This is a genomic window from Cupriavidus pampae (assembly GCF_914271485.1).
In the GTDB taxonomy this organism is placed as follows: domain Bacteria; phylum Pseudomonadota; class Gammaproteobacteria; order Burkholderiales; family Burkholderiaceae; genus Cupriavidus; species Cupriavidus pampae.
Genome location: NZ_CAJZAG010000007.1, coordinates 369643 through 386631, shown reverse-complemented (window position 1 = coordinate 386631; position 16989 = coordinate 369643). Strand labels below are relative to the sequence as shown.

At 61.7% G+C, this 16989-nt stretch carries 35 protein-coding genes; 16 read left to right on the top strand and 19 right to left on the bottom strand.

Annotation, left to right across the window (positions count from 1 at the left end):
- Window positions 1-379: 379 nt before the first annotated feature.
- The 8 genes from LDO41_RS19505 to LDO41_RS34500 form a co-directional block, all read right to left on the bottom strand.
- Window positions 380-1084 (bottom strand): hypothetical protein, encoded by a 705-nt coding sequence (locus tag LDO41_RS19505; RefSeq protein WP_223991190.1) that lies wholly within the window; start codon window positions 1082-1084, stop codon window positions 380-382.
- Entirely contained in the window at window positions 1081-1695 is a 615-nt protein-coding gene (locus LDO41_RS19500) for a DNA-binding protein (RefSeq protein ID WP_223991188.1), read from the bottom strand. The genes LDO41_RS19505 and LDO41_RS19500 overlap by 4 nt, the downstream gene beginning before the upstream one ends.
- Before the next feature lie 25 nt (window positions 1696-1720).
- Window positions 1721-1987 carry a hypothetical protein gene (locus LDO41_RS19495; protein WP_223991186.1) on the bottom strand — a complete coding sequence of 89 codons (267 nt, stop codon included), beginning with the start codon at window positions 1985-1987 and terminating at the stop codon, window positions 1721-1723.
- Entirely contained in the window at window positions 1984-2550 is a 567-nt protein-coding gene (locus tag LDO41_RS19490) for a hypothetical protein (protein WP_223991184.1), read from the bottom strand. The genes LDO41_RS19495 and LDO41_RS19490 overlap by 4 nt, the downstream gene beginning before the upstream one ends.
- An 80-nt stretch (window positions 2551-2630) precedes the next feature.
- On the bottom strand, window positions 2631-2903 hold the full coding sequence (locus LDO41_RS19485) for a hypothetical protein (RefSeq protein ID WP_223991182.1): 273 nt from the start codon (window positions 2901-2903) through the stop codon (window positions 2631-2633).
- Window positions 2900-3157 carry a hypothetical protein gene (locus tag LDO41_RS19480; protein WP_223991180.1) on the bottom strand — a complete coding sequence of 86 codons (258 nt, stop codon included), beginning with the start codon at window positions 3155-3157 and terminating at the stop codon, window positions 2900-2902. Before LDO41_RS19480 ends, LDO41_RS19485 begins: the two co-directional genes overlap by 4 nt.
- On the bottom strand, window positions 3154-3513 hold the full coding sequence (locus tag LDO41_RS19475; protein ID WP_455423719.1) for a DUF1064 domain-containing protein: 360 nt from the start codon (window positions 3511-3513) through the stop codon (window positions 3154-3156). The genes LDO41_RS19480 and LDO41_RS19475 overlap by 4 nt, the downstream gene beginning before the upstream one ends.
- Window positions 3456-3644, bottom strand: coding sequence for a DUF7696 family protein (locus tag LDO41_RS34500; RefSeq protein ID WP_455423714.1), 189 nt, complete (start codon window positions 3642-3644; stop codon window positions 3456-3458). The genes LDO41_RS19475 and LDO41_RS34500 overlap by 58 nt, the downstream gene beginning before the upstream one ends.
- Before the next feature lie 102 nt (window positions 3645-3746).
- Here LDO41_RS34500 and LDO41_RS19470 point away from each other — a divergent pair, with 102 nt between their 5' ends.
- A complete protein-coding gene (locus LDO41_RS19470; RefSeq protein ID WP_223991176.1) occupies window positions 3747-4118 on the top strand; it encodes a hypothetical protein in 372 nt (123 codons plus the stop codon).
- On the opposite strand, the gene LDO41_RS19465 is transcribed toward LDO41_RS19470, so the two are convergent.
- A complete protein-coding gene (locus LDO41_RS19465; RefSeq protein ID WP_223991174.1) occupies window positions 4109-5080 on the bottom strand; it encodes a helix-turn-helix domain-containing protein in 972 nt (323 codons plus the stop codon). The two genes, LDO41_RS19470 and LDO41_RS19465, sit on opposite strands and share 10 nt — an antisense overlap.
- Window positions 5081-5170: 90 nt before the next feature.
- Here LDO41_RS19465 and LDO41_RS19460 point away from each other — a divergent pair, with 90 nt between their 5' ends.
- Window positions 5171-5353 carry a DUF3606 domain-containing protein gene (locus LDO41_RS19460; protein WP_223991172.1) on the top strand — a complete coding sequence of 61 codons (183 nt, stop codon included), beginning with the start codon at window positions 5171-5173 and terminating at the stop codon, window positions 5351-5353.
- Between the two features lies 1 nt (window position 5354).
- Here LDO41_RS19460 and LDO41_RS19455 read toward each other — a convergent pair whose 3' ends face one another.
- On the bottom strand, window positions 5355-5660 hold the full coding sequence (locus LDO41_RS19455) for a DUF1364 domain-containing protein (RefSeq protein ID WP_223991170.1): 306 nt from the start codon (window positions 5658-5660) through the stop codon (window positions 5355-5357).
- Window positions 5660-5956 (bottom strand): LexA family transcriptional regulator, encoded by a 297-nt coding sequence (locus LDO41_RS19450; protein ID WP_223991169.1) that lies wholly within the window; start codon window positions 5954-5956, stop codon window positions 5660-5662. The genes LDO41_RS19455 and LDO41_RS19450 overlap by 1 nt, the downstream gene beginning before the upstream one ends.
- 120 nt (window positions 5957-6076) lie before the next feature.
- Here LDO41_RS19450 and LDO41_RS19445 point away from each other — a divergent pair, with 120 nt between their 5' ends.
- A complete protein-coding gene (locus LDO41_RS19445) occupies window positions 6077-6364 on the top strand; it encodes a hypothetical protein (protein ID WP_223991167.1) in 288 nt (95 codons plus the stop codon).
- 2 nt (window positions 6365-6366) lie between these two features.
- Here the strand turns inward: LDO41_RS19445 and LDO41_RS19440 are convergent, their stop codons facing one another.
- Genes LDO41_RS19440 through LDO41_RS19425 form a run of 4 tightly spaced genes read right to left on the bottom strand, consistent with a single transcriptional unit; the run spans window position 6367 to window position 7386 of the window.
- Complete coding sequence (locus LDO41_RS19440; protein ID WP_223991165.1) at window positions 6367-6555, bottom strand: DUF4148 domain-containing protein; 189 nt, start codon at window positions 6553-6555, stop codon at window positions 6367-6369.
- Entirely contained in the window at window positions 6552-6956 is a 405-nt protein-coding gene (locus LDO41_RS19435; protein ID WP_223991163.1) for a hypothetical protein, read from the bottom strand. Before LDO41_RS19435 ends, LDO41_RS19440 begins: the two co-directional genes overlap by 4 nt.
- The gene (locus tag LDO41_RS19430; protein ID WP_223991162.1) at window positions 6953-7165 is read right to left on the bottom strand and encodes a hypothetical protein; all 213 of its coding nucleotides are present in this window, start codon (window positions 7163-7165) and stop codon (window positions 6953-6955) included. The genes LDO41_RS19435 and LDO41_RS19430 overlap by 4 nt, the downstream gene beginning before the upstream one ends.
- Window positions 7162-7386 (bottom strand): hypothetical protein, encoded by a 225-nt coding sequence (locus LDO41_RS19425; protein WP_223991160.1) that lies wholly within the window; start codon window positions 7384-7386, stop codon window positions 7162-7164. The genes LDO41_RS19430 and LDO41_RS19425 overlap by 4 nt, the downstream gene beginning before the upstream one ends.
- 160 nt (window positions 7387-7546) lie before the next feature.
- On the opposite strand from LDO41_RS19425, the gene LDO41_RS19420 reads away from it, so the two are divergent.
- Window positions 7547-7891: a hypothetical protein gene (locus LDO41_RS19420; protein WP_223991158.1), complete on the top strand. Its 345-nt coding sequence runs from the start codon at window positions 7547-7549 to the stop codon at window positions 7889-7891.
- On the opposite strand, the gene LDO41_RS19415 is transcribed toward LDO41_RS19420, so the two are convergent.
- Window positions 7892-8092: a helix-turn-helix domain-containing protein gene (locus LDO41_RS19415; RefSeq protein WP_223991156.1), complete on the bottom strand. Its 201-nt coding sequence runs from the start codon at window positions 8090-8092 to the stop codon at window positions 7892-7894.
- A gap of 90 nt (window positions 8093-8182) precedes the next feature.
- On the opposite strand from LDO41_RS19415, the gene LDO41_RS19410 reads away from it, so the two are divergent.
- The 9 genes from LDO41_RS19410 (at window position 8183) to LDO41_RS19375 (ending at window position 13648) form a co-directional block, all read left to right on the top strand.
- A complete protein-coding gene (locus LDO41_RS19410; RefSeq protein ID WP_223991154.1) occupies window positions 8183-8707 on the top strand; it encodes a helix-turn-helix domain-containing protein in 525 nt (174 codons plus the stop codon).
- A gap of 188 nt (window positions 8708-8895) precedes the next feature.
- On the top strand, window positions 8896-9129 hold the full coding sequence (locus tag LDO41_RS19405) for a hypothetical protein (protein ID WP_223991152.1): 234 nt from the start codon (window positions 8896-8898) through the stop codon (window positions 9127-9129).
- A 176-nt stretch (window positions 9130-9305) separates the two neighbouring features.
- Window positions 9306-9551 carry a hypothetical protein gene (locus tag LDO41_RS19400; RefSeq protein WP_223991150.1) on the top strand — a complete coding sequence of 82 codons (246 nt, stop codon included), beginning with the start codon at window positions 9306-9308 and terminating at the stop codon, window positions 9549-9551.
- Window positions 9548-10117, top strand: coding sequence for a hypothetical protein (locus LDO41_RS19395; RefSeq protein ID WP_223991148.1), 570 nt, complete (start codon window positions 9548-9550; stop codon window positions 10115-10117). Before LDO41_RS19400 ends, LDO41_RS19395 begins: the two co-directional genes overlap by 4 nt.
- On the top strand, window positions 10114-10245 hold the full coding sequence (locus LDO41_RS34230; protein WP_290370898.1) for a hypothetical protein: 132 nt from the start codon (window positions 10114-10116) through the stop codon (window positions 10243-10245). The genes LDO41_RS19395 and LDO41_RS34230 overlap by 4 nt, the downstream gene beginning before the upstream one ends.
- Before the next feature lie 116 nt (window positions 10246-10361).
- On the top strand, window positions 10362-10610 hold the full coding sequence (locus LDO41_RS19390) for a hypothetical protein (protein ID WP_223991146.1): 249 nt from the start codon (window positions 10362-10364) through the stop codon (window positions 10608-10610).
- 1 nt (window position 10611) lies between these two features.
- Entirely contained in the window at window positions 10612-10962 is a 351-nt protein-coding gene (locus LDO41_RS19385; RefSeq protein WP_223991144.1) for a hypothetical protein, read from the top strand.
- A 21-nt stretch (window positions 10963-10983) separates the two neighbouring features.
- Window positions 10984-11637, top strand: a complete 654-nt coding sequence (locus LDO41_RS19380) for a hypothetical protein (protein ID WP_223991142.1) — start codon at window positions 10984-10986, stop codon at window positions 11635-11637.
- A 220-nt stretch (window positions 11638-11857) separates the two neighbouring features.
- Complete coding sequence (locus tag LDO41_RS19375; protein ID WP_223991140.1) at window positions 11858-13648, top strand: DNA cytosine methyltransferase; 1791 nt, start codon at window positions 11858-11860, stop codon at window positions 13646-13648.
- On the opposite strand, the gene LDO41_RS19370 is transcribed toward LDO41_RS19375, so the two are convergent.
- Window positions 13629-14114, bottom strand: a complete 486-nt coding sequence (locus LDO41_RS19370) for a hypothetical protein (protein ID WP_223991138.1) — start codon at window positions 14112-14114, stop codon at window positions 13629-13631. The genes LDO41_RS19375 and LDO41_RS19370 overlap by 20 nt on opposite strands.
- Window positions 14115-14189: 75 nt before the next feature.
- Window positions 14190-14438 (bottom strand): hypothetical protein, encoded by a 249-nt coding sequence (locus tag LDO41_RS19365; protein WP_223991136.1) that lies wholly within the window; start codon window positions 14436-14438, stop codon window positions 14190-14192.
- Between the two features lie 301 nt (window positions 14439-14739).
- On the opposite strand from LDO41_RS19365, the gene LDO41_RS19360 reads away from it, so the two are divergent.
- From LDO41_RS19360 to LDO41_RS19350, 3 genes are read left to right on the top strand one after another with little or no spacing between them, the layout of a single operon-like run.
- The gene (locus LDO41_RS19360; RefSeq protein ID WP_223991134.1) at window positions 14740-15087 is read left to right on the top strand and encodes a hypothetical protein; all 348 of its coding nucleotides are present in this window, start codon (window positions 14740-14742) and stop codon (window positions 15085-15087) included.
- A complete protein-coding gene (locus tag LDO41_RS19355) occupies window positions 15084-15371 on the top strand; it encodes a DUF4224 domain-containing protein (protein WP_223991132.1) in 288 nt (95 codons plus the stop codon). Before LDO41_RS19360 ends, LDO41_RS19355 begins: the two co-directional genes overlap by 4 nt.
- A complete protein-coding gene (locus tag LDO41_RS19350) occupies window positions 15368-16471 on the top strand; it encodes a tyrosine-type recombinase/integrase (protein WP_223991130.1) in 1104 nt (367 codons plus the stop codon). The genes LDO41_RS19355 and LDO41_RS19350 overlap by 4 nt, the downstream gene beginning before the upstream one ends.
- Here the strand turns inward: LDO41_RS19350 and LDO41_RS19345 are convergent.
- On the bottom strand, window positions 16468-16989 hold the full coding sequence (locus tag LDO41_RS19345) for a hypothetical protein (protein ID WP_223991128.1): 522 nt from the start codon (window positions 16987-16989) through the stop codon (window positions 16468-16470). The genes LDO41_RS19350 and LDO41_RS19345 overlap by 4 nt on opposite strands.

The window sequence follows — 16989 nt, the reverse complement described above, 5'->3', positions numbered from 1 at the left end:
GGAGGTACTACCGGGAGGAGACAGACGTTAAAGGCAGCGTGACGCAGATCATGCAGCCATCAGCATCAACGATATACGTGTTCGGCTGGTGCTCCCACGCCGGCCACTCGGTTCCGCAGCCGCACCCGATGGTGTCGCCGCGGTAAGGAATCGGGTAGATGTCGAGATCCTGCCCGCATCTCGGGCACTCATATTCCTGCCAGTACGACTCGTTGGTGTGGAAGTCGGCTGGAGTTTTCATCGGTAGATCCCGCGCTCCAATGCAAAAAGCCCGCTGGCTTTCGCTCTGCGGGCTTTGGAGACAATTCTGCGGTGTATCGAATTGACGCGAATTTTCGACAAAAAATGTCGAAGCGTCAAGTGCGATTTGATACCCAGCCTATCGAGACGGCTTCCTGCTCGCGTTCAACAGTTCATCCATGCAGTTCAGGAACGCCTGTGGCGCCTCCTTCGAGCGTCGCCGTTGGAGCCCACTGCCAGCTTTCACAGAACCAGCCACCTGAGGATCGACTGAACCGTAGACATCCATCCCACCCTTCTTTCTATTGAAACCGACCTGAAATGGCACCTCGTCTAACATGTCCTTAAGGACTTCCGAGGTTTGCTTGTCCAAGCCGATCGAATACATCGTGTAGCCCGGCGTTTCCGAGGCGTTCTGTACGCGGGCTGACCTGGCTGTACTGCCATGGGCCGTCTTGATGAATGCATCTGCGGGCGGGTTAAAAACCATCTTCCCGCTTGCATCGTTATTTCCAACTCCAAGCTTTAAACCAATCCCGGCCGAAGAGTCGTTCGTCCAGTACGTGATTGAACCGTCCAATAGCGTCAGTTCACCGCCTTTGTATGCATAGTCCTGCACGACCGTTTGGAAAACGTAGGAGCACCCCTGCAGCACGCCGCCAGCGCTCATTGGCTGGAATGTAACTCGAAGCGTCCCGACCAAGTCCGCGGCATTTTGGGCTGACGCAATAGAGGAGATTGAACTCAGGCAAATAAGAGCTGCGAGACCTAGGATGCGCACGACGATGTCCCCATTTCGTTTGACGCGGGCAGTGTACTGCAGACTGCCTGCGTATGAGCTCACGCTGCGTCAGCTATTCCCACAAACCCGTGCCCGCGCAGGATCTCGTCTACGACTCTCATGGCACGCGCCTGGATGCCCACCTCGCCATTGATCCCCTTCGTGCCACGCAGATAGCGAGTCAGCCGCTCATTGTGCGACGCCGCCGTGTGTCTGTGCACGCCGCACTCTTCCGACAAGCGCTCCACGGACAGCTTCTTGCCATTACCATCGCGCCGCGCGCCGAAGTAGCGCTCGATCAGGCTTCGGCGCAGCCGGTAGTGCGACAGCGACCCAGCGAATAACTGCACGGTGTGCTCGGTCAGGAAATTCACCGCAGCGTTCCACTCGGGGTTGAGCTTCTTCCTCGAGCAGCACGACGCACCGCAGTCGCACGGTAGATGCGCTGGCGCGAACTGAGCGATCAGGATCGCGAGCTGCAGCGCGTCGAGCTTCTCGACCTCACTGCGCACCATGCCGGCCTGGGCGGCGCCGTCATTGCCAACGAGCCCCTTGCCGCTGCCCACCGTGCCGCGCATCAGACGGGCCATCGGCGTGGGCGAGTACTGCTGCTTCGAGTAGGAAAACGCAAAGCGGAGCGCGCTGTCGGCGCTGTCGAAGAGTGGCTGATCCATTTTCCTGTTCCCCCGGTTGTATCGCTTATCTCTGTGCGGCGCCGCGCGCGCCCTGCTGCCACCTGGTCCACGGGAGGCGCACCGCGGCGTGAAACTTGGCTTCGGCCGCCGGCACGTGGTCAAGATGCGCGCGCGATTCGATGCCGCATACGCGCAGCACGTACGCCTTGGCGTCTTCGTTCGACTGGCACGGCTTGCCGGTGCGCGCGGCGACCATGCGCCAGAACTCTGGGTTGCCGCAGAGCATGCCGGCCAACTTGGCCAAGGCGCCGCCCTTCATCCGCTCGTTCATGGCCGCGCTCCCATGCCGAACAGCGCCTGCACCAGCGGATGCTGCTGCGTCACCGTGCCCTTCTTCAGGCGGCGGCGCACCACCGTGCGGTCGAGGATCGCCTTGTAGCCCAGCGGGTCCTCCCGCTTGATCCGATGCATACGCGCAAGCTGCCGCTCCGCCTTCGTGAGCGTGTGCAGCTTCGGCGCATCGATACCCGGCTCAGGCAACCACAGAGGCTTCGCTGGCCCTTTGAGGCTTCGAGCCCAGTCTGCGACGTGCGCATTTCCGCTGGCACGCCGCTTCTTCATGATCGCGTCAATGGCCGGTCGGCTGCCGCCGGTCAACCTCACCAGATCGTGCACGGTCCTCGGGCGACCGTCCGAGCAGATAATGACGATCGCCGTCCACAGCACCGAGCGATTGCCGGTGTACGGCTTCAAGCCGAGGTTCAGCTCGCTCGCCTTCTGCTGGCACGCCGGGCCGGTCCTATCCAGCCGCGCGCCAATTTCCCACCAGGCCATGCCGGTGCGCACAAGCTCGGCGAGCCGCAGCTCGTCCTCGTCGGTCCAGGGCGCATTCATCGCACCATCCCCCACACCAGCGGGCCGACGACAATCAGGATCGTCAGGCCAGCGAACACGTCGCAGATCATCTCCATGACTCACGTTCTCCTATCCAGCATGCGGCAGGCCTCTTCCACTGCCAGGCGCCGCGCTGCTTCCGGCGTCGTCGCGCCGTATGTACCTACCAGAACCTCGAAGGTCGCGCTGTTGTCGTGCAGCGGGTTGAACTCCCGCCACTGGCCGCCCGGCTTGCGCACATGGATGACCTCCCAGTCGCGGACGCGGTAGCGCCTCGTTTCCAGACCGATCGCCATGGCCGCCTTCTGCGTCAGGAACAGGTCATCCGCACTCAGCGGCTGCGGGCCAGTCATGACGCACCGTTCTCGGGCGGTGCCGGGGAGCGATCAACCACCAGGTCACACACGGCCTGGTAGTGCGACGGGTTGATCCCTCCGGCGTTCGAGTTGCTGATCCGGACAGTCTTGACGACGTTCTTCGCCTTCGGGTCCACGCCCGCCGCTGCTGCAACGGCAGCAACGATCAGCGCTTCAATCTGGTCCTCGTCCAGCACGGCACGGAACCGCTGCTCGTCCACCGTGGATTCGTTGAGCTTGATTTCCCTCACTTGACCTCCTTGATCGTTATCCCCATGGCTGCCATCAGATGCCGCTTGATCCGGTACCCCTCGGTGATCTTTCCCTTCACGTCCTCAACGGTCTTCACCTTGGCGCCGAGCTCGAGGTAGCGGAAGTCAGCCACGTACCTCAGCGCCGGTCGCTTCCGACCATCGATCACCACTGCGGGCGCGAGGATGAACACCACCTGACGCTCGAGTTGCAGGATGCGGCCGGCCCGCTCCAGCATCAGCAGATGGCTGTATCGCTCCATCTCGCGGCGGCTATCGAACTTCTGACCGTTCCACGTCACCCGCTCGTTGCCGTACTTGCTCGGCTTGCGCGCCGGTGCGCGCGCATGTCCGATGCCAGCTGCTCCGCCACCGACCGGCCCCGCCGCTTCTCCACCACGGTCAGAAACGCGATCACCCGGTCGTCTGGCAGCGCCGCCAGCCACCGCACCTCGCACTCGTGTCGCCATGCCTCGTCCGTTCGCATTGCCCCACCGTCCCCACCCGCTCATGCAACACCCATCTGGGGTATGCATACCGCTCTGGCCTGTGTATAGGATGCAAGCTCATTCGCAGCGGAGGCGCACCCATGAGCACGACCACCCCGACCCTTACGCTTGTCGATACCATCGACGCGATCAAACGCCGAGCCACTCACAGGGATGTGTGGACATTCATCCGCGCCACTGCTGACCAGGCAAATGCATGCGCCCAGATCATTCGGGAGTTCGCAGATCTTGAAAGAGAGCTTGGCCCGTCGATCCCGCCTGACATGATTGAGGCCATGGCCAATCTCAATGCCTCTGTCCATGCGCTCACGCGAATCCGAGAGGCATACGGAGCGCACCGCGATTTGGACGATCTGCGCGGGGAAGCTATACGCGCCCAAATCACCGCGCGCGACCAATTCGCCGTTGTCCGCAGCTGGTATCCGATCGAACTGATGAACGATCAAGCCTGAACCTCCGTCGGTGGATGGCCGTAGAAGTACTCGTGAACCGATGCGTACGACGCGCTCTTGGTGCGCAGCAGATCCGCGAGCAGCGCCTGACGCCACGGCCCCTCCCCTGCGTGCTTGAACACGCCGACGCGGTACTGCTGGAAAAGCTCCTCGGCCTTGCGGGCGCGCCAGATCTCCGCGCCCTTCGTCTCGATGCCGGTTGCGGTCGTCCACCAGTCGGCCACGGGCTCAGCCGCCGCACCGCGCGCGGCGGGAGGCGGCGGGGCCAGGTCTTCCCAGCGCCGTCCGTTGAGCCAGGTCGCGAGGTTCGGGATGTACTCGCCCCCGTCCTTGGTCCAGCTCGGCCACGCGCTCTGCGCCATCACTGCGCCAAACAGCAACGCGAGCAACTCTGCATCGGGCGCCAGCTTCGTGAACGCCTTCTGCGCATCCTGCTTGGCCTGCTTTTTCGGGTAGATCGCCCACAGGTCATCAAACCCATCCGCAGTCTTTCCGGTTTTCGACTTCCCACCGCGCGCGCCCTGACGGTTCCTTGATGGTTCCTTTGGTGGTTTATTACGGTTAGACGGCACCTGGTGCGGGGGTTGGTGCATCTCCTGCGGGGGTACCCCAGTACTTCCTGCGGGGGTGTGGTGAACATCCTGCGCCGGTGCATTTCCTTCGCTGGCGCACGCGGTGCGGGGGTGAATTTCCTGCGGGGGTGAATATGCTGCGGGGGCTACGGTGTAGCTCGTGTGCCGGCCATTGCTCCGGTTCGCCTTGATCACCTTGGCGGACTCCAGCCACTTGATCGCGTTCTGGACCGCGCGCTCGGATGCGCAAACCCGCGCGGCGATCGTCGGAATGGACGGCCAGCACACGCCTTGGTCATTGGCGTTGTCGGCCAGCGAGATGAGGACCGCCTTCTGTGCGATCGACATCCCATTCAGCGGCCAGCAGGCGGACATGATGATGGTGCTCATACGCGACACCCCCTCAGCCGTGGGGTAACAAGAAGGTCTATGAACGTGCCAAATTCACTGCGCCAATGACGGCAAAATGAGGAGACCCAAATGGGTGACAACCTGAAAAAGAAGGACGGACGCGATAGTTCCAAGGTCAACAAAAACGAATCTTGGGAAGTGGACCAGGTGGCCAAGAAGATGGGCGTCAAACCGGCCGAGGTTAAGAAAGCAGTGGAGAAGGTCGGCCCCGTCCGAACCCGCGTCGAGCAAGAGATCAAGAAGAACAAGTGATTCATCGCGCGGCCACCAGCAACAGGCCGCGCTCAAACAACTGCCCTATCGTTCTGCGATGGGCGGCCTCCCACATTTCCTCGCGCTGAGCGCGCGACATCTGCGCTCCCTGATCGAGCGTGGAGTGGCAGCGAAAGCAAAGCGCGGCGATGCGGTAGTCGTGAGCCTTGATGCCGCGGCCCTTGCCGTCGCGCAATTGGTTGGAGTGCGCAGCGACCACGGTGCCGTCGGCGCGGTTGCAGTGCTGGCACGGCAGCGCCCGAACAATCTCGAGCAGCTTCGTGTTGCGATAGATCGTGGACGCCATCAGAACAGCAATCTTTGGGGGTGGATGCGGCGCACCGGGCGAATGGTGCGGCCGGTGACTGTGCACGGACGTGCAGGCGCGCGCTCGATCTCGCCGGCCTTCTCGCGCAACTCGTTCACGCGGCCGCTCACCACGTTGATGGGCAGCTTGGTCAGCTGTGCCAGCTCCTGCAGCGAGTAGTCCATTGGAAACGGCTTCATCACCGCGAGAATCTGGCGCTGCCGCTGGCTGAGCGTGCCGTCCTTCTCGATGTCGCGATACGTGCGGATACTGGTGTGTGCGACTTGCGTTTGCATCGGTCAATCCCTCACAAAGATTGGAGCAACGTAGCACCTGATAAGATGCCCTCGGTCCAGATCCCCCAAACAGCACGGCGCGCTACGTTCGCGTGCTGGCCACTCAAACAAGGAGCTATCGTGCTTTCCTTTTCCGTGTCCGACTTGGTGAAACTGCTCGAACAGCTTCCCGTATGGAAGCAGGTAATAGGACTGGTCAAAGAGGTGGAGGCGCTGAAGAAGCGGGTCGAGATGCTTGAGAAATCGCAGACTCAGACGCCCAAAGGCGATGAATGCCCGCGTTGCCACGGACTCTCGTACAAGCTTGAAAGGACGGAAGCCGATCCGACATTCGGCGACATGGGCGTGCAACGGCGCGTCTACGTTTGCGGTAGCTGTGGCCATTCTGAATACAAGCAGTTGACCTGACATCACGAGGCCCTTCCGCGGGAGACCTTCCCCTGGCCGTACTTCTCATTCTTGAATCCTGCGTGCCACTCAAGATGCGCGTCCGTGCCAGGCGGCCAGTGCGGGTTGTCATCGGGCGTCAGGCCCGCACGAAACGCGTCGGCACCCTGAGCGCGCACGTCTTCCCGGCTGGTCAACTCGTGAATCATCATTGGCGGGTTTCCTGCGCGATCGGGATAAACGACAGCTCGAGCGCGTCGAGGATGCGGTCCAGCCAGACGGGCTCGATGCCGATTGCGCTTGCCACAGCCTGTACGCTCACGCGCTCGAAGCCGTAGAGCGTGCGCACCTGGGCGGACACGTACAGGTGGGCGTCGTCCGCCATCTGCCGACGAGCCTCCTGCACGACGTCAAACAGCCACTGCTCGACAACAGCAGCGAGCAAGCACGCTTCCGGGCTGGGCCACGCGCCCTCCTTGAACATTGGCGAACCACGCTGCACGATCGTGCGCAGTTGGGTCGCCCCGACCCGCATGAACCGCGGCTTAGCCTGATTCGCCGCGTTCGGCGCCGCCGCGGCCGGGCCCAAGTGCACTGTCGACTGCGCCATCATCGCGCCACCCCTTCCGTCCCAACTTGTCCCGACTTGGGACGCTGTTCGAATGCAACCACCTCGGGATGCAGCGCACCGAACGCGCTGCGGAGGATGTGGTAACCCAGCAATTCAGGCGTCGTGACACCCTGCTCCGCCGCCTTGATAACCAGCGCCCGCGCTTCGTCTGCGGGCAGCAATGCCTTTGCTTCTGTTGCGCTGCTCGTCATGCCGCCACCGTCGTCCCAAAGTGTCCCAAGTCGTCACTGACGCCACCGATCGCCACGGGCAAAGTACCCACAGCGCCGAACAGATGCTGCTCAGCAATACGAGCCAGGGCCGCGGAATCGCTCTCGATACCGTTGACCTGCTTGTAAAGCTGTAGCGCGTCGTAAGCGCGGTCTCGGAGTCGAGTCTTCACTTCATTGCGAAACTCGGATCGACGGGACATGACGTTTCCTTCTCGGTGTTGCAGCGGCTGTTGCCGCGAATCACAGGGATTGGCCCCGTGGACCTTCTCGTTCTCGTCGAGCTGCTCGCCCGACCCGGCAGAAGCTTCTACCGGCAAAACACAGACACATCTGCACAGAGGCAATGACACACTCAACCGCATGTACACGTACGCCGAACGCCTTCGCTGGGCCATGCAACAGACCGAGCCGCCGACATCCCGGCGCGGTCTGGCTCGGCTCATCGGCGTTCAGTACCAATCCGTCCAGTACCTCGCAGACCCGAATCGCAACGCGACCGGTAGCCGCCACACCGAAGCCATCGCGCGCGCCCTCGGCGTTTCCGCTCAGTGGCTCGCAACTGGCAAAGGCAAACCCCACCGCAGTCGCAAACAGCCTCTCGACCAGCGCCCTGCCCTTCACGACTGCATCCGCGCGACGCGGGAACTCCTCGCGCGACTGGAACGCATCGCACAAGCATTGGAAGACGGCCAGAGCGGGAACTAGTCAGGCGGCCAGCGGCCGACCGAACACCTCGGCGTGCATCCGGTCGATCGCGACCAGGGTGCTGCCTTTGCAGTCCCCTTGGCCGTTTAGGATCCGATTAACCGTCGGCTGGGAGATTTGCAGGTGGCGGCTAAGCGCGACCTCACTCATCCCGGTGTGGGCCTTCAGTTCGGCGAGCTTGACTTGATGCGTCTTGTCCATGCCCCCAATCTATACATTGCCGCATAGATTGTCAATGCGCGCATGAATAGAAATTTGACCGCTTTTATTCGTGCCCGTATATCCGAAGCTATGACAATCGCTACCCGCCTTGATCGCTTGATGCAGACCCGGAAGGTGAAGAGCCAAAGCGCCCTCGCCCGAATGACTGGCGTCCCGCAGCCAACCATCAATCGCATCCTCAAGGGGCAAACCGATACACCCGAGTTAGGCACGATCAAAAAAATCGCTGCCGCGCTGAACGTGTCTGCGACTTGGTTAGCAGAGGGACCTGGCGATGTGCCGCCCGAACTGGATCTCGACCCGATGAAGAGCAGCGCGGACTTTCTGGCGCTGGCAAGTCAATCGATCGAGGAGCGCGTCCGGTCCACCCAACTCGAGGCTACGCAGGCGCTGATTAAGACGTTACCGAGCGCTGTACTGTCACAACTGCTTGGCGCCCTACAGGACGCGAAGGCGCGGGGCGATTACACCCTTTTCCAACCGCGGGTTATGCACAACAGCGAGACGACTGCATCGGGAGAGCGCGGCAAGGTAATCTCGGGCGGGGAGCCAGACCCCGTGCCGCAAAGCAACAAGAGGGTAAAAACCCGTTGACACGAGCGCACCCAGCAAAAGCCCGCCTTGGCGGGCTTTTTATTTGTCGTCGCTGCAGAAGTGTTTGCATATGCCCCGGCCGATTGCGCTGCATCCAACGGACGTGGGGTTAATACGCCACCTCGTCCGCGTTAAGTGAGTACCTCAGAACTGCAGGACAACAAGAATTCCTGCGCATGAGGGGTCACATGAGCAACGTAGTTAGCCTCGCCGAGCACAAGCGCCGGCTGAGGCGGATGGACAAGCAAAACGCGCTGCCGCGCGCTGCGCAGGACGATTCAATCCACCTCTTCCGCCAAGATGACGGGACATACAAAGCCTTCGTCAACGGCGCCTATCTAGACGACGACCTCCTTTCGGTCGAGCACCTCACCGATCTCGCACGCCGATTGGCAAGGGCAAAGCGCCTCGGAGAAACATAGCGCCGAAACTATTCATTCGCGTATTGATATTTCTATTCATTGATGTATAGTTAACCCGTCAACTGCGCTTCAACGCATAACAGGAGATGGGAATGGATCAACTCGTACCTATCGGGATCATGGTGTGGACGCTGTGCGTGGTGCTCGTCGTATCTCTCGTGACGAAGCGCTGAGCCATGACCGCCGATCAAGCTACCCAGCGACAGGCCTCCGCGGTCAACTGCAACGCCGAGCTCCTGCGCGAACTGCGCCACGCGCACCAAATCATCCACAACGCGTTGAACCTCATGACCACCGAGCAGAAGTTCGCGTGGGGTGAGGCAAACGCCGGCGACTTGGTCGACGGCGACGGCATCACGCGCTTCTACGAACGCGAGGCTGTCATCAAGAAGGCCAGCGCTGCGGCGGGAGATCGGGCATGACTCATCCCACCGTCTACCAGATCAACCTGCTGCAACATACGCTCGGCATCAATGAGCGCCACCGCGAGCCGCACCGTAACCACTTCGTCGCTGGCCCCGGCCATCACGACATGGCGGACTTGGAATTGCTGGAGGATGCTGGCCTGATGGTGCGTGGCCATCGACCGAAGTTCCTACCCGAGGATGACATCGTCTTCTACACGACCGAAGCTGGTCGTGTTCTTGCGATCACATCCCTGCCCGAGCTGAAGAAGCCCTCGCGCTACGAGGAATATCTGCGCGCCGACGGTTGCGCCGGTGACAGCTTCGCCGAGTTCCTTATCGGCGGCCGCATGCCGAAGTTCGAGACCCGTACGCGCTACGACTGCATCCTGCAGCAATGGAGTGGCGGCGATCGCTTTGGCTGCCAATACCGCATGTACCGCACCGTCGGCGACGGCTGGCGAGATCGCCGCGACGTAGAGGGCGAATGGTGCAAGACCAAGAAGGAAGCCAAAGCCAGCTACAAGGGTGCGCTGAAGGCTCACCAGGAGCGTCAGCGCGAAGATCGGAGGGCCTACGCGTGAAGCTCGTCCGCGCCATCGCCTTCTGGATCGGCATCGCCGCCGCCGCGATCGCTCTCTCGGGCCTTTACGCCTGGGCGAACGATGACAGTGCCGCCCTCTCCCGTTCGCCTATCTGGAGACTGTCATGAACGATGACATGACCTGGGAGGAGTTCGTCCGCGCCTCGCGCGCGGCGGGCTTCATCGTCACCGGCCGCTGGGAAAACGGCTCGCCGGTCCTCGTCCGCGTGCACTGAGATGTCGCCATGAACAACATGCCCGATCACCTCTCTCGCACGCTCGCTAATAACCGCGCGGCCGCAGAAAGCGCAAGTCGCGTCGGTAAGGCTCCCGTGCCCGCCGGCCTGCCGCCCCCAAATGAGGTCGTCGCCGCGATCGACGGCGTCCTCGGTACTGGCAATTTCTACGGAGTCGCCGCGCAGGACGCAGTTGCGCGCCTAGTCGTTGTGCGCGATCAGTTCGACGCCGAAATGAAGAAGACCAACGGAGCCTGACATGTCTGCATTCTGTGTTTTCGGCATGACCATCACGCATGCCGCCAAGCTCGCCGAGAAGCGCCTGGAGAAGAACGGCGCGGACGTCGGTTGCAAAACCAAGGAAGAGTGGCGCGACAAGGTCCGTAGCGCGGCGGAGGTCATCTTGACCAATCACGCGCCGGTGCAGGTGAGCCCGACGTTTGATGCTCCGCAGTTCGCACGGGATTGGATCGAGGTCGCACGAACAACCTCGAAGATCTACGCGCCGATCGTAATGGTCCGTACGACGAAGGTCGACAAGCACGGCAACACCGTTATCAGCAAGGCGACAGGCCAGCCTGCGCTGGGCTGGTCGCCGTACAAAGCCTAGATCAACTCAGGCACCAGAGCCATGTCACAGCACCTAGCCTTCGCCGCCGCGCTTCCCTTCGTCGCCACCTACTTCGCTGCATTAGCAATCGGCGCTCGCGCCATGAATCGCTGGTCGGCGGCCAACACCAAATCGATGCCCGATATGAAACTCGTCAGCACCACCCCCGTGATCCGCCGCCTGTTCCTCGCATACTCGGCCACGCGCCCTTGCAAGATCATCAGCGATCGCGGCCAGCCCTACCTCGAGCGCTATTTCGTCTGTGCGATGTTCGGCCTCCGTCTGTATCTGCATCGCTTCGTAGGCTCGGATCCTGACCGTGGACTGCACGATCACCCATGGCGCTGGGCCATCTCCTTCATTCTGCTCGGCTGGTACTACGAGGCGACGCGCAGCGGCACACGCAAGGTCCGCTGGCTCAATGTTCTCACCGGCGACACATTCCACCGCGTGATCCTGCTTCCAGGCCCCTTGCGCGGAATCAACACGCCGCGCGAAGTCTGGTCGCTGTTCCTAGTGCCCGCGAAGGATGTGAAGGAGTGGGGTTTCCTTCGCGACAAGGGCCGGATCGGACAGGTCTTTACTCCGCTCAACTACGGCAGCAGAGGCAAACCCGCCCAATGGTGGACACAGGCCCCAAAAGGGCGCGACGCCATTGGACGGCAAAAGGATTAGTTCCGAGGCTTTGGTCCTCTTTGAGCCAGTGGAATGTGTTCAACGCGGAGCGGTTTGATTTTTAGCGCGCAACTGATTGCCGCGCCACCGTCGTCGAGGCACACCAAGAAATCTTGCGCCTCCTCCAGCGAAGAGAACACGTAGCAGTAAGCGCCATTGATGACCGATGTTCCTCCGATTTCTCTTCTCATCTGATTTCTTCGAATAAGGGTCTTCCAGGATGATACGTGATCAGTTTCTCCTCGATATTGCACCTGAGATCATCGTGGACAACTTCGCTGGCGGCGGCGGCGCCAGCTGCGGCATCGAACTCGCGCTCGGTCGTCACGTAGACATCGCGATCAACCACGATCCCGAGGCCGTGGCCATGCACGCGATGAACCATCCGCAGACACAGCACCACTGCGAGTCGGTGTGGGACGTCGACCCCGTCGCGCTGGCTGCCGGTCGCCCTGTGGGCCTCGCCTGGTTCTCCCCCGACTGCAAGCACTTCAGCAAGGCTAAGGGCGGAAAACCGCGCGATAAGAAGATTCGCGGCCTGGCGTGGGTGGCGATGCGCTGGGCGGCGCTATTGCGGCCGCGCGTGATCATCCTCGAGAACGTCGAGGAGTTCCGTACGTGGGGCCCGGTGCTCTACGACGGCACGCCGTGCCCGAAGCGCAAGGGCGACACGTTCCGCTCATTCGTGCGCCAGCTCAACGAGAAGGGCTATGCGGTCGAATGGAAGGAACTGCGCGCATGCGACTACGGTGCGCCGACGATCCGCAAGCGGCTGTTCCTGATCGCGCGCTGCGACGGCCAGCCTATCGTATGGCCTGAGCCCACGCACGGCGCGCCGACCCCCGAAGCGGTTAAGGCGAAGCAGCGGAAGCCGTGGCGCACTGCTGCCGAATGCATCGACTGGTCGATTCCCTGCCCGTCCATATTTGAGCGCACGAAGCCGCTGGCGGACGCCACGCTGCGCCGCATCGCGCGCGGGCTGCAGCGATACGTCATCGAGGCAGCAGATCCGTTCATCGTGAAGGTGAACCACGGAGGCGACCAATTCCGTGGGCAGCCAACTAGCGAGCCTTTGCAAACGATCACGTCGAAGCATGGCTACGGCGTCGTCTCGCCGGTCATCACCGAATGCGCGAACGCTTCCAGCCCGCGCGCATGGTTGGCGGACGAACCTCTGCGCACGCAGTGCGCCGAAGTCAAGGGCGGCCACTTCGCGCTAGCCAGCGTGACGCTGGTGCAGACAGGCTACGGAGAGCGCCCGGGCCAGGCACCGCGCGTACCCGGGCTCGACAAGCCGCTCGGTACGGTCGTCGCCGGCGGCGCGAAGCATGCGCTGGTCTCCGCGTTCCTCGCGAAGCACTACGGCGGAAACTACGAGGGCCCAGGCGTCTCCCTGACCCACCCGGCGAGCACGGTCACGACCACCGACCACCACGCCCTCGTGTCGGCCCAGATCGTCGGCTGCGGCGGCCGCGCTGGCCAGAGCCGCCCGCGCGACGTCAACGAGCCCGCGCAGACGCTGACGGCGAAGGCCGACACGTGCATCGTCACGTCCAATCTGGTGAAGCTCCGCGGTGAGTGCACTGGCAGCGAGACCGGCGATCCCGTGCACACGATCTCGGCTCAAGGCACGCACATCGGTGAGGTCCGCGCCTTCCTGCAGAAGTACTACGGCAACGAGAAAGATGGCGTCGATCTGCGCGAGCCGATGCACACGATCCCGTGCACGGATCGCTTCGGGCTGGTCACCGTCAAGGGCGTGCCCTACTACATCGCCGACATCGGCATGCGCATGCTCGAGCCGCACGAGCTGTACGCGGCGCAGGGCTTCCCGAGCAGCTATGTAATCGCGCCCGTCATCAACGGCCGCAAGATGCCTAAGCACGCGCAGGTTCGCATGTGCGGCAACAGCGTGAGTCCGCCGATGGCTGCCGCGCTGGTGCGCGCGAACGCGCCGGAGTTGGCGAGTTGGTCGCGGCGCGACGTGAAGACTATGGGGGTGGCAGCGTGACCCGATGTTCCCCAGCACTTCGATCGAGGTGCCTACGGAGCCTGAATTTCGAAGCATGCAGCAGATGCGGCAGCATTTCGTCGAGTCGATCAGCAAGACCATATAGCTCGGCCGAACTCGCGGGGGTATCTGGCACTCCATGCCGTGCGGACCGACGGACAATACCGCCGGACGGATCAGCATACATGCGGCCGTGGATGACGGTGTTCCGCTCTTCTAATGTCTCGATGACCGCGTGGAGTAACGCCGGCAAATACGCCAACTCCTCGTCGAATGGCGTTCCATTTATTAGCCGCCGAAGCACCTTGGCCTTGTCCCGAGCTGACTGCTTTCGCAAACGTTCTTCAGCCTTCCCGCGACCAATAAATTGCTCTAGACAGTCGTCGATGGCCTCTTCGACGTATGCAGACCGCAACGCAACCGTCCCTAGGGCTCGAATGACATCGCCATCGTCCAGTGTCGCCATATCTATCTCCACTATTCGAGGCATCCTAGCATGCTGACCAACCACTGCCACCAAGGCGACTGCCGCGACTTTTTCCTATGTGTTATCGGGCGGCTCTTCGCCAATGAGGTCGAGATATTCCTCCCGCGACATTTCGCCGTCCGCGACCATCTGTCGGGCAACCGCGATTCCGTCGTCCAAATCCTCTTGGAGGGTCATCTTTCCTTGCGCGGTCCGGATGGCGTTGAAGGTTGCCAGCTTGTTGTTGAAGCCTCGCACTAAGTCATTGAGCGCCATCCCCGTGACCACACCGAATTCTTCCTGCAGTTTTTTCAAGGTTCCCATAGGCCGCCTATCGGCCACTGGGCACAAAACTTGAGTTGATCCTATGTAAACCAACACAGGCCTCAAGGCTTATGAGGTGTACGACGGCGGCGATAACTGGGCCATCGTGTTCGCCACCAATTCGGCGACCGCGCGCCGTGAGGGAGCGAACGAATGCAATTGCGAATGGGAGGAGGTTGACCATTGCCGTCGGCGGCCGGCCCTTGATCAATACGCGCCAGGACCGGTGCCCCCGCTTGCGCTCATCGCACAGGGATGGCACTACGAGTGCTTTCACTGCAGCTGCCGCGTGGATGAAGACATGGACGACGTCGAGGCGGATCCGCACTTCGACACATGGTCGGAGGCCCAACCCGTGCCACGTGGACAGTTCGTCTACTGCTCCCCCGCATGCGCCGCAATCGATGCCGCTCGTCGCCGCGGGCGTCGGGCCGCAGAAACCGCGCTGATTGAGCTCGTGGAGGCGAAGTATCCGGGAGCGGTTGCTATCCATGCCCACGTATACGGCGACCGCCTTGACACGAAGCCCGGCCATTGCTCGGCGAGCTTCACCTTCCCCGGCGGGAGGTATCCGGCGACCTACAAGTTCGGCGACGCGGCTTGGGTATCGCAGTGCGACGTTGAAGCGTTCGAAGCACTGTACGGATGAACGACAACATCCGCACAACACGAATCATCGAAACAACCCGGAGAGCCTGGGAGCAGAAATTGGAATCCTTGACCCTGACCAAACAAGAGATCATCGAGGCAACCGGATACCGCCGCGCGGCCGAACAACTCGATGCGCTGCAGAAAGCCGGTATTCCGGCGGATCGACGTCCTGACGGCAGTGTGCGCGTGTGGCGTCACCACGTGACGGGCATTGCATCATCGAAGCATCAGAAGGCACCGCGCAAGCCTCCGGAGTTGGCATCAGACAGGAGGGCGGCATGATCGGTCGGCGAAAGAAGGCGTCGCCTCTCCCGTCGCGCGTCTACGAGAAGAACGGCGCGTGGTACTTCGTGGATATAAATCGGAAGTGGCACAAGCTGTGCCGGGTCAGCGACGGCCTGACGCGGCTTTATTCGGAGCTGGCTGCGATCAATCGGGACGTGGAGCACTCCCAACAGGAAATGATGTCTGGCCTGGTGGACGCGTGGCTGCTTGCGAAACTGAAGACCTATGCGGCTAAAACGCAGGAGGAATATCGCCGCATGGCTACCTTCGTCAAAGAGGAGTTCGACAAATTCCGTGTGGATGAGGTGCAGCCGAAGAACGTCGCGCGCTTCCTCGATAAGCACTTCGAGTCGAAGCCTAACACCAGCAACAAGTATCGCGCGTTGCTGTCAGTGATGTTCACGTACGCAGTGCGTAAGGGCCTGCGCAACTCCAACCCGGTGAGCGAGGTGGCGGGCGCCACAGAAGCAAAGCGCGATCGCTACATCACGGATGCGGAACTCGATGAGGTGCGCGCCGCCGCGCTGCTTGGCAATGACGACAAGCCTACGCCGTCAGGCCCACCGATCGTGGCGCTGATCGACCTCGCCTACCAGACGGCCCAGCGCATCGGCGATCTGCTCGCGCTGAACTGGACGCAAGTCTCCGATGAGGGAATCATGTTCCATCCGGCAAAGACGGTGAACAGCTCTGGCGTGCGGATGCTGATCATGATGACGCCGGAGCTCAAGGCGACGCTGGAGGGAGCAAAGGCCGGCAAGGTGAAGGCGATCGGCCCCGTGATCTGCACACAGGCCGGCGGCAGGTTCACATACAGCGGAGCTCAGACAGCGTGGAAGCGAGCCTGCCAGCGAGCGCGGCAGCGATATGAAGAGCGATGCTTGAAGGCGAACATTGAGCTCGATCCGCTGCATCTGGTCGGGATGCATTTTCACGACCTGCGCGCGAAGGCGCTGACCGATAAGCGAAGGCTGGAGGGTGCGGTAGCGGCACAGGCGCTGGCCGGCCACACGACCGCAGAGATGACCGCACACTACACGAAGGCCCGCGAGATTGAGCGGGTAAGCCCCGTACAGAAGACTCGAAACGGCAGCTAGCGCCCGGTTTTCTTGTCGCCCGGGCCAAACTGGTGGATTCGGCGTTTCGCCGCCTCCTTCTTAGAGCCGATTTCCAGATGTGTAACCAGAAAATCAAGTGGGTGGAGGACATTTGTCAGTATCCAGATCTGCCCCATAGTCAACATGCAAAGCACGCCGAAACTGACACCCTGGACTTGTGCTAGGAACGATGCCTTTTCTGTGGCTTGGCTGATCCACGCGAAGGCAGGCCCTATCAGCACGAGCACTAGCAACAGGAGCGCGGAGTAAGCCAATGCACCTACCACGATGCGCAAGTTACCGGGGTCTCCAGGCCCCAGCCCTTCCGCCCGGAAACCCTGCTTAACCACTTCGGGATAAACGATCGCCAGCAGCGCTCCCATCACCCCAAATACGATGGAACTGGTGGTTCTGAGCGCCTCAAAATAGGGCCATTGGGAGGCCAATGGAATTTCCTGCCCAGAGAAGTAGCCGATTCCCGCTGACGCAACAACCAAAATCAGCCAAAGCCATCTCAT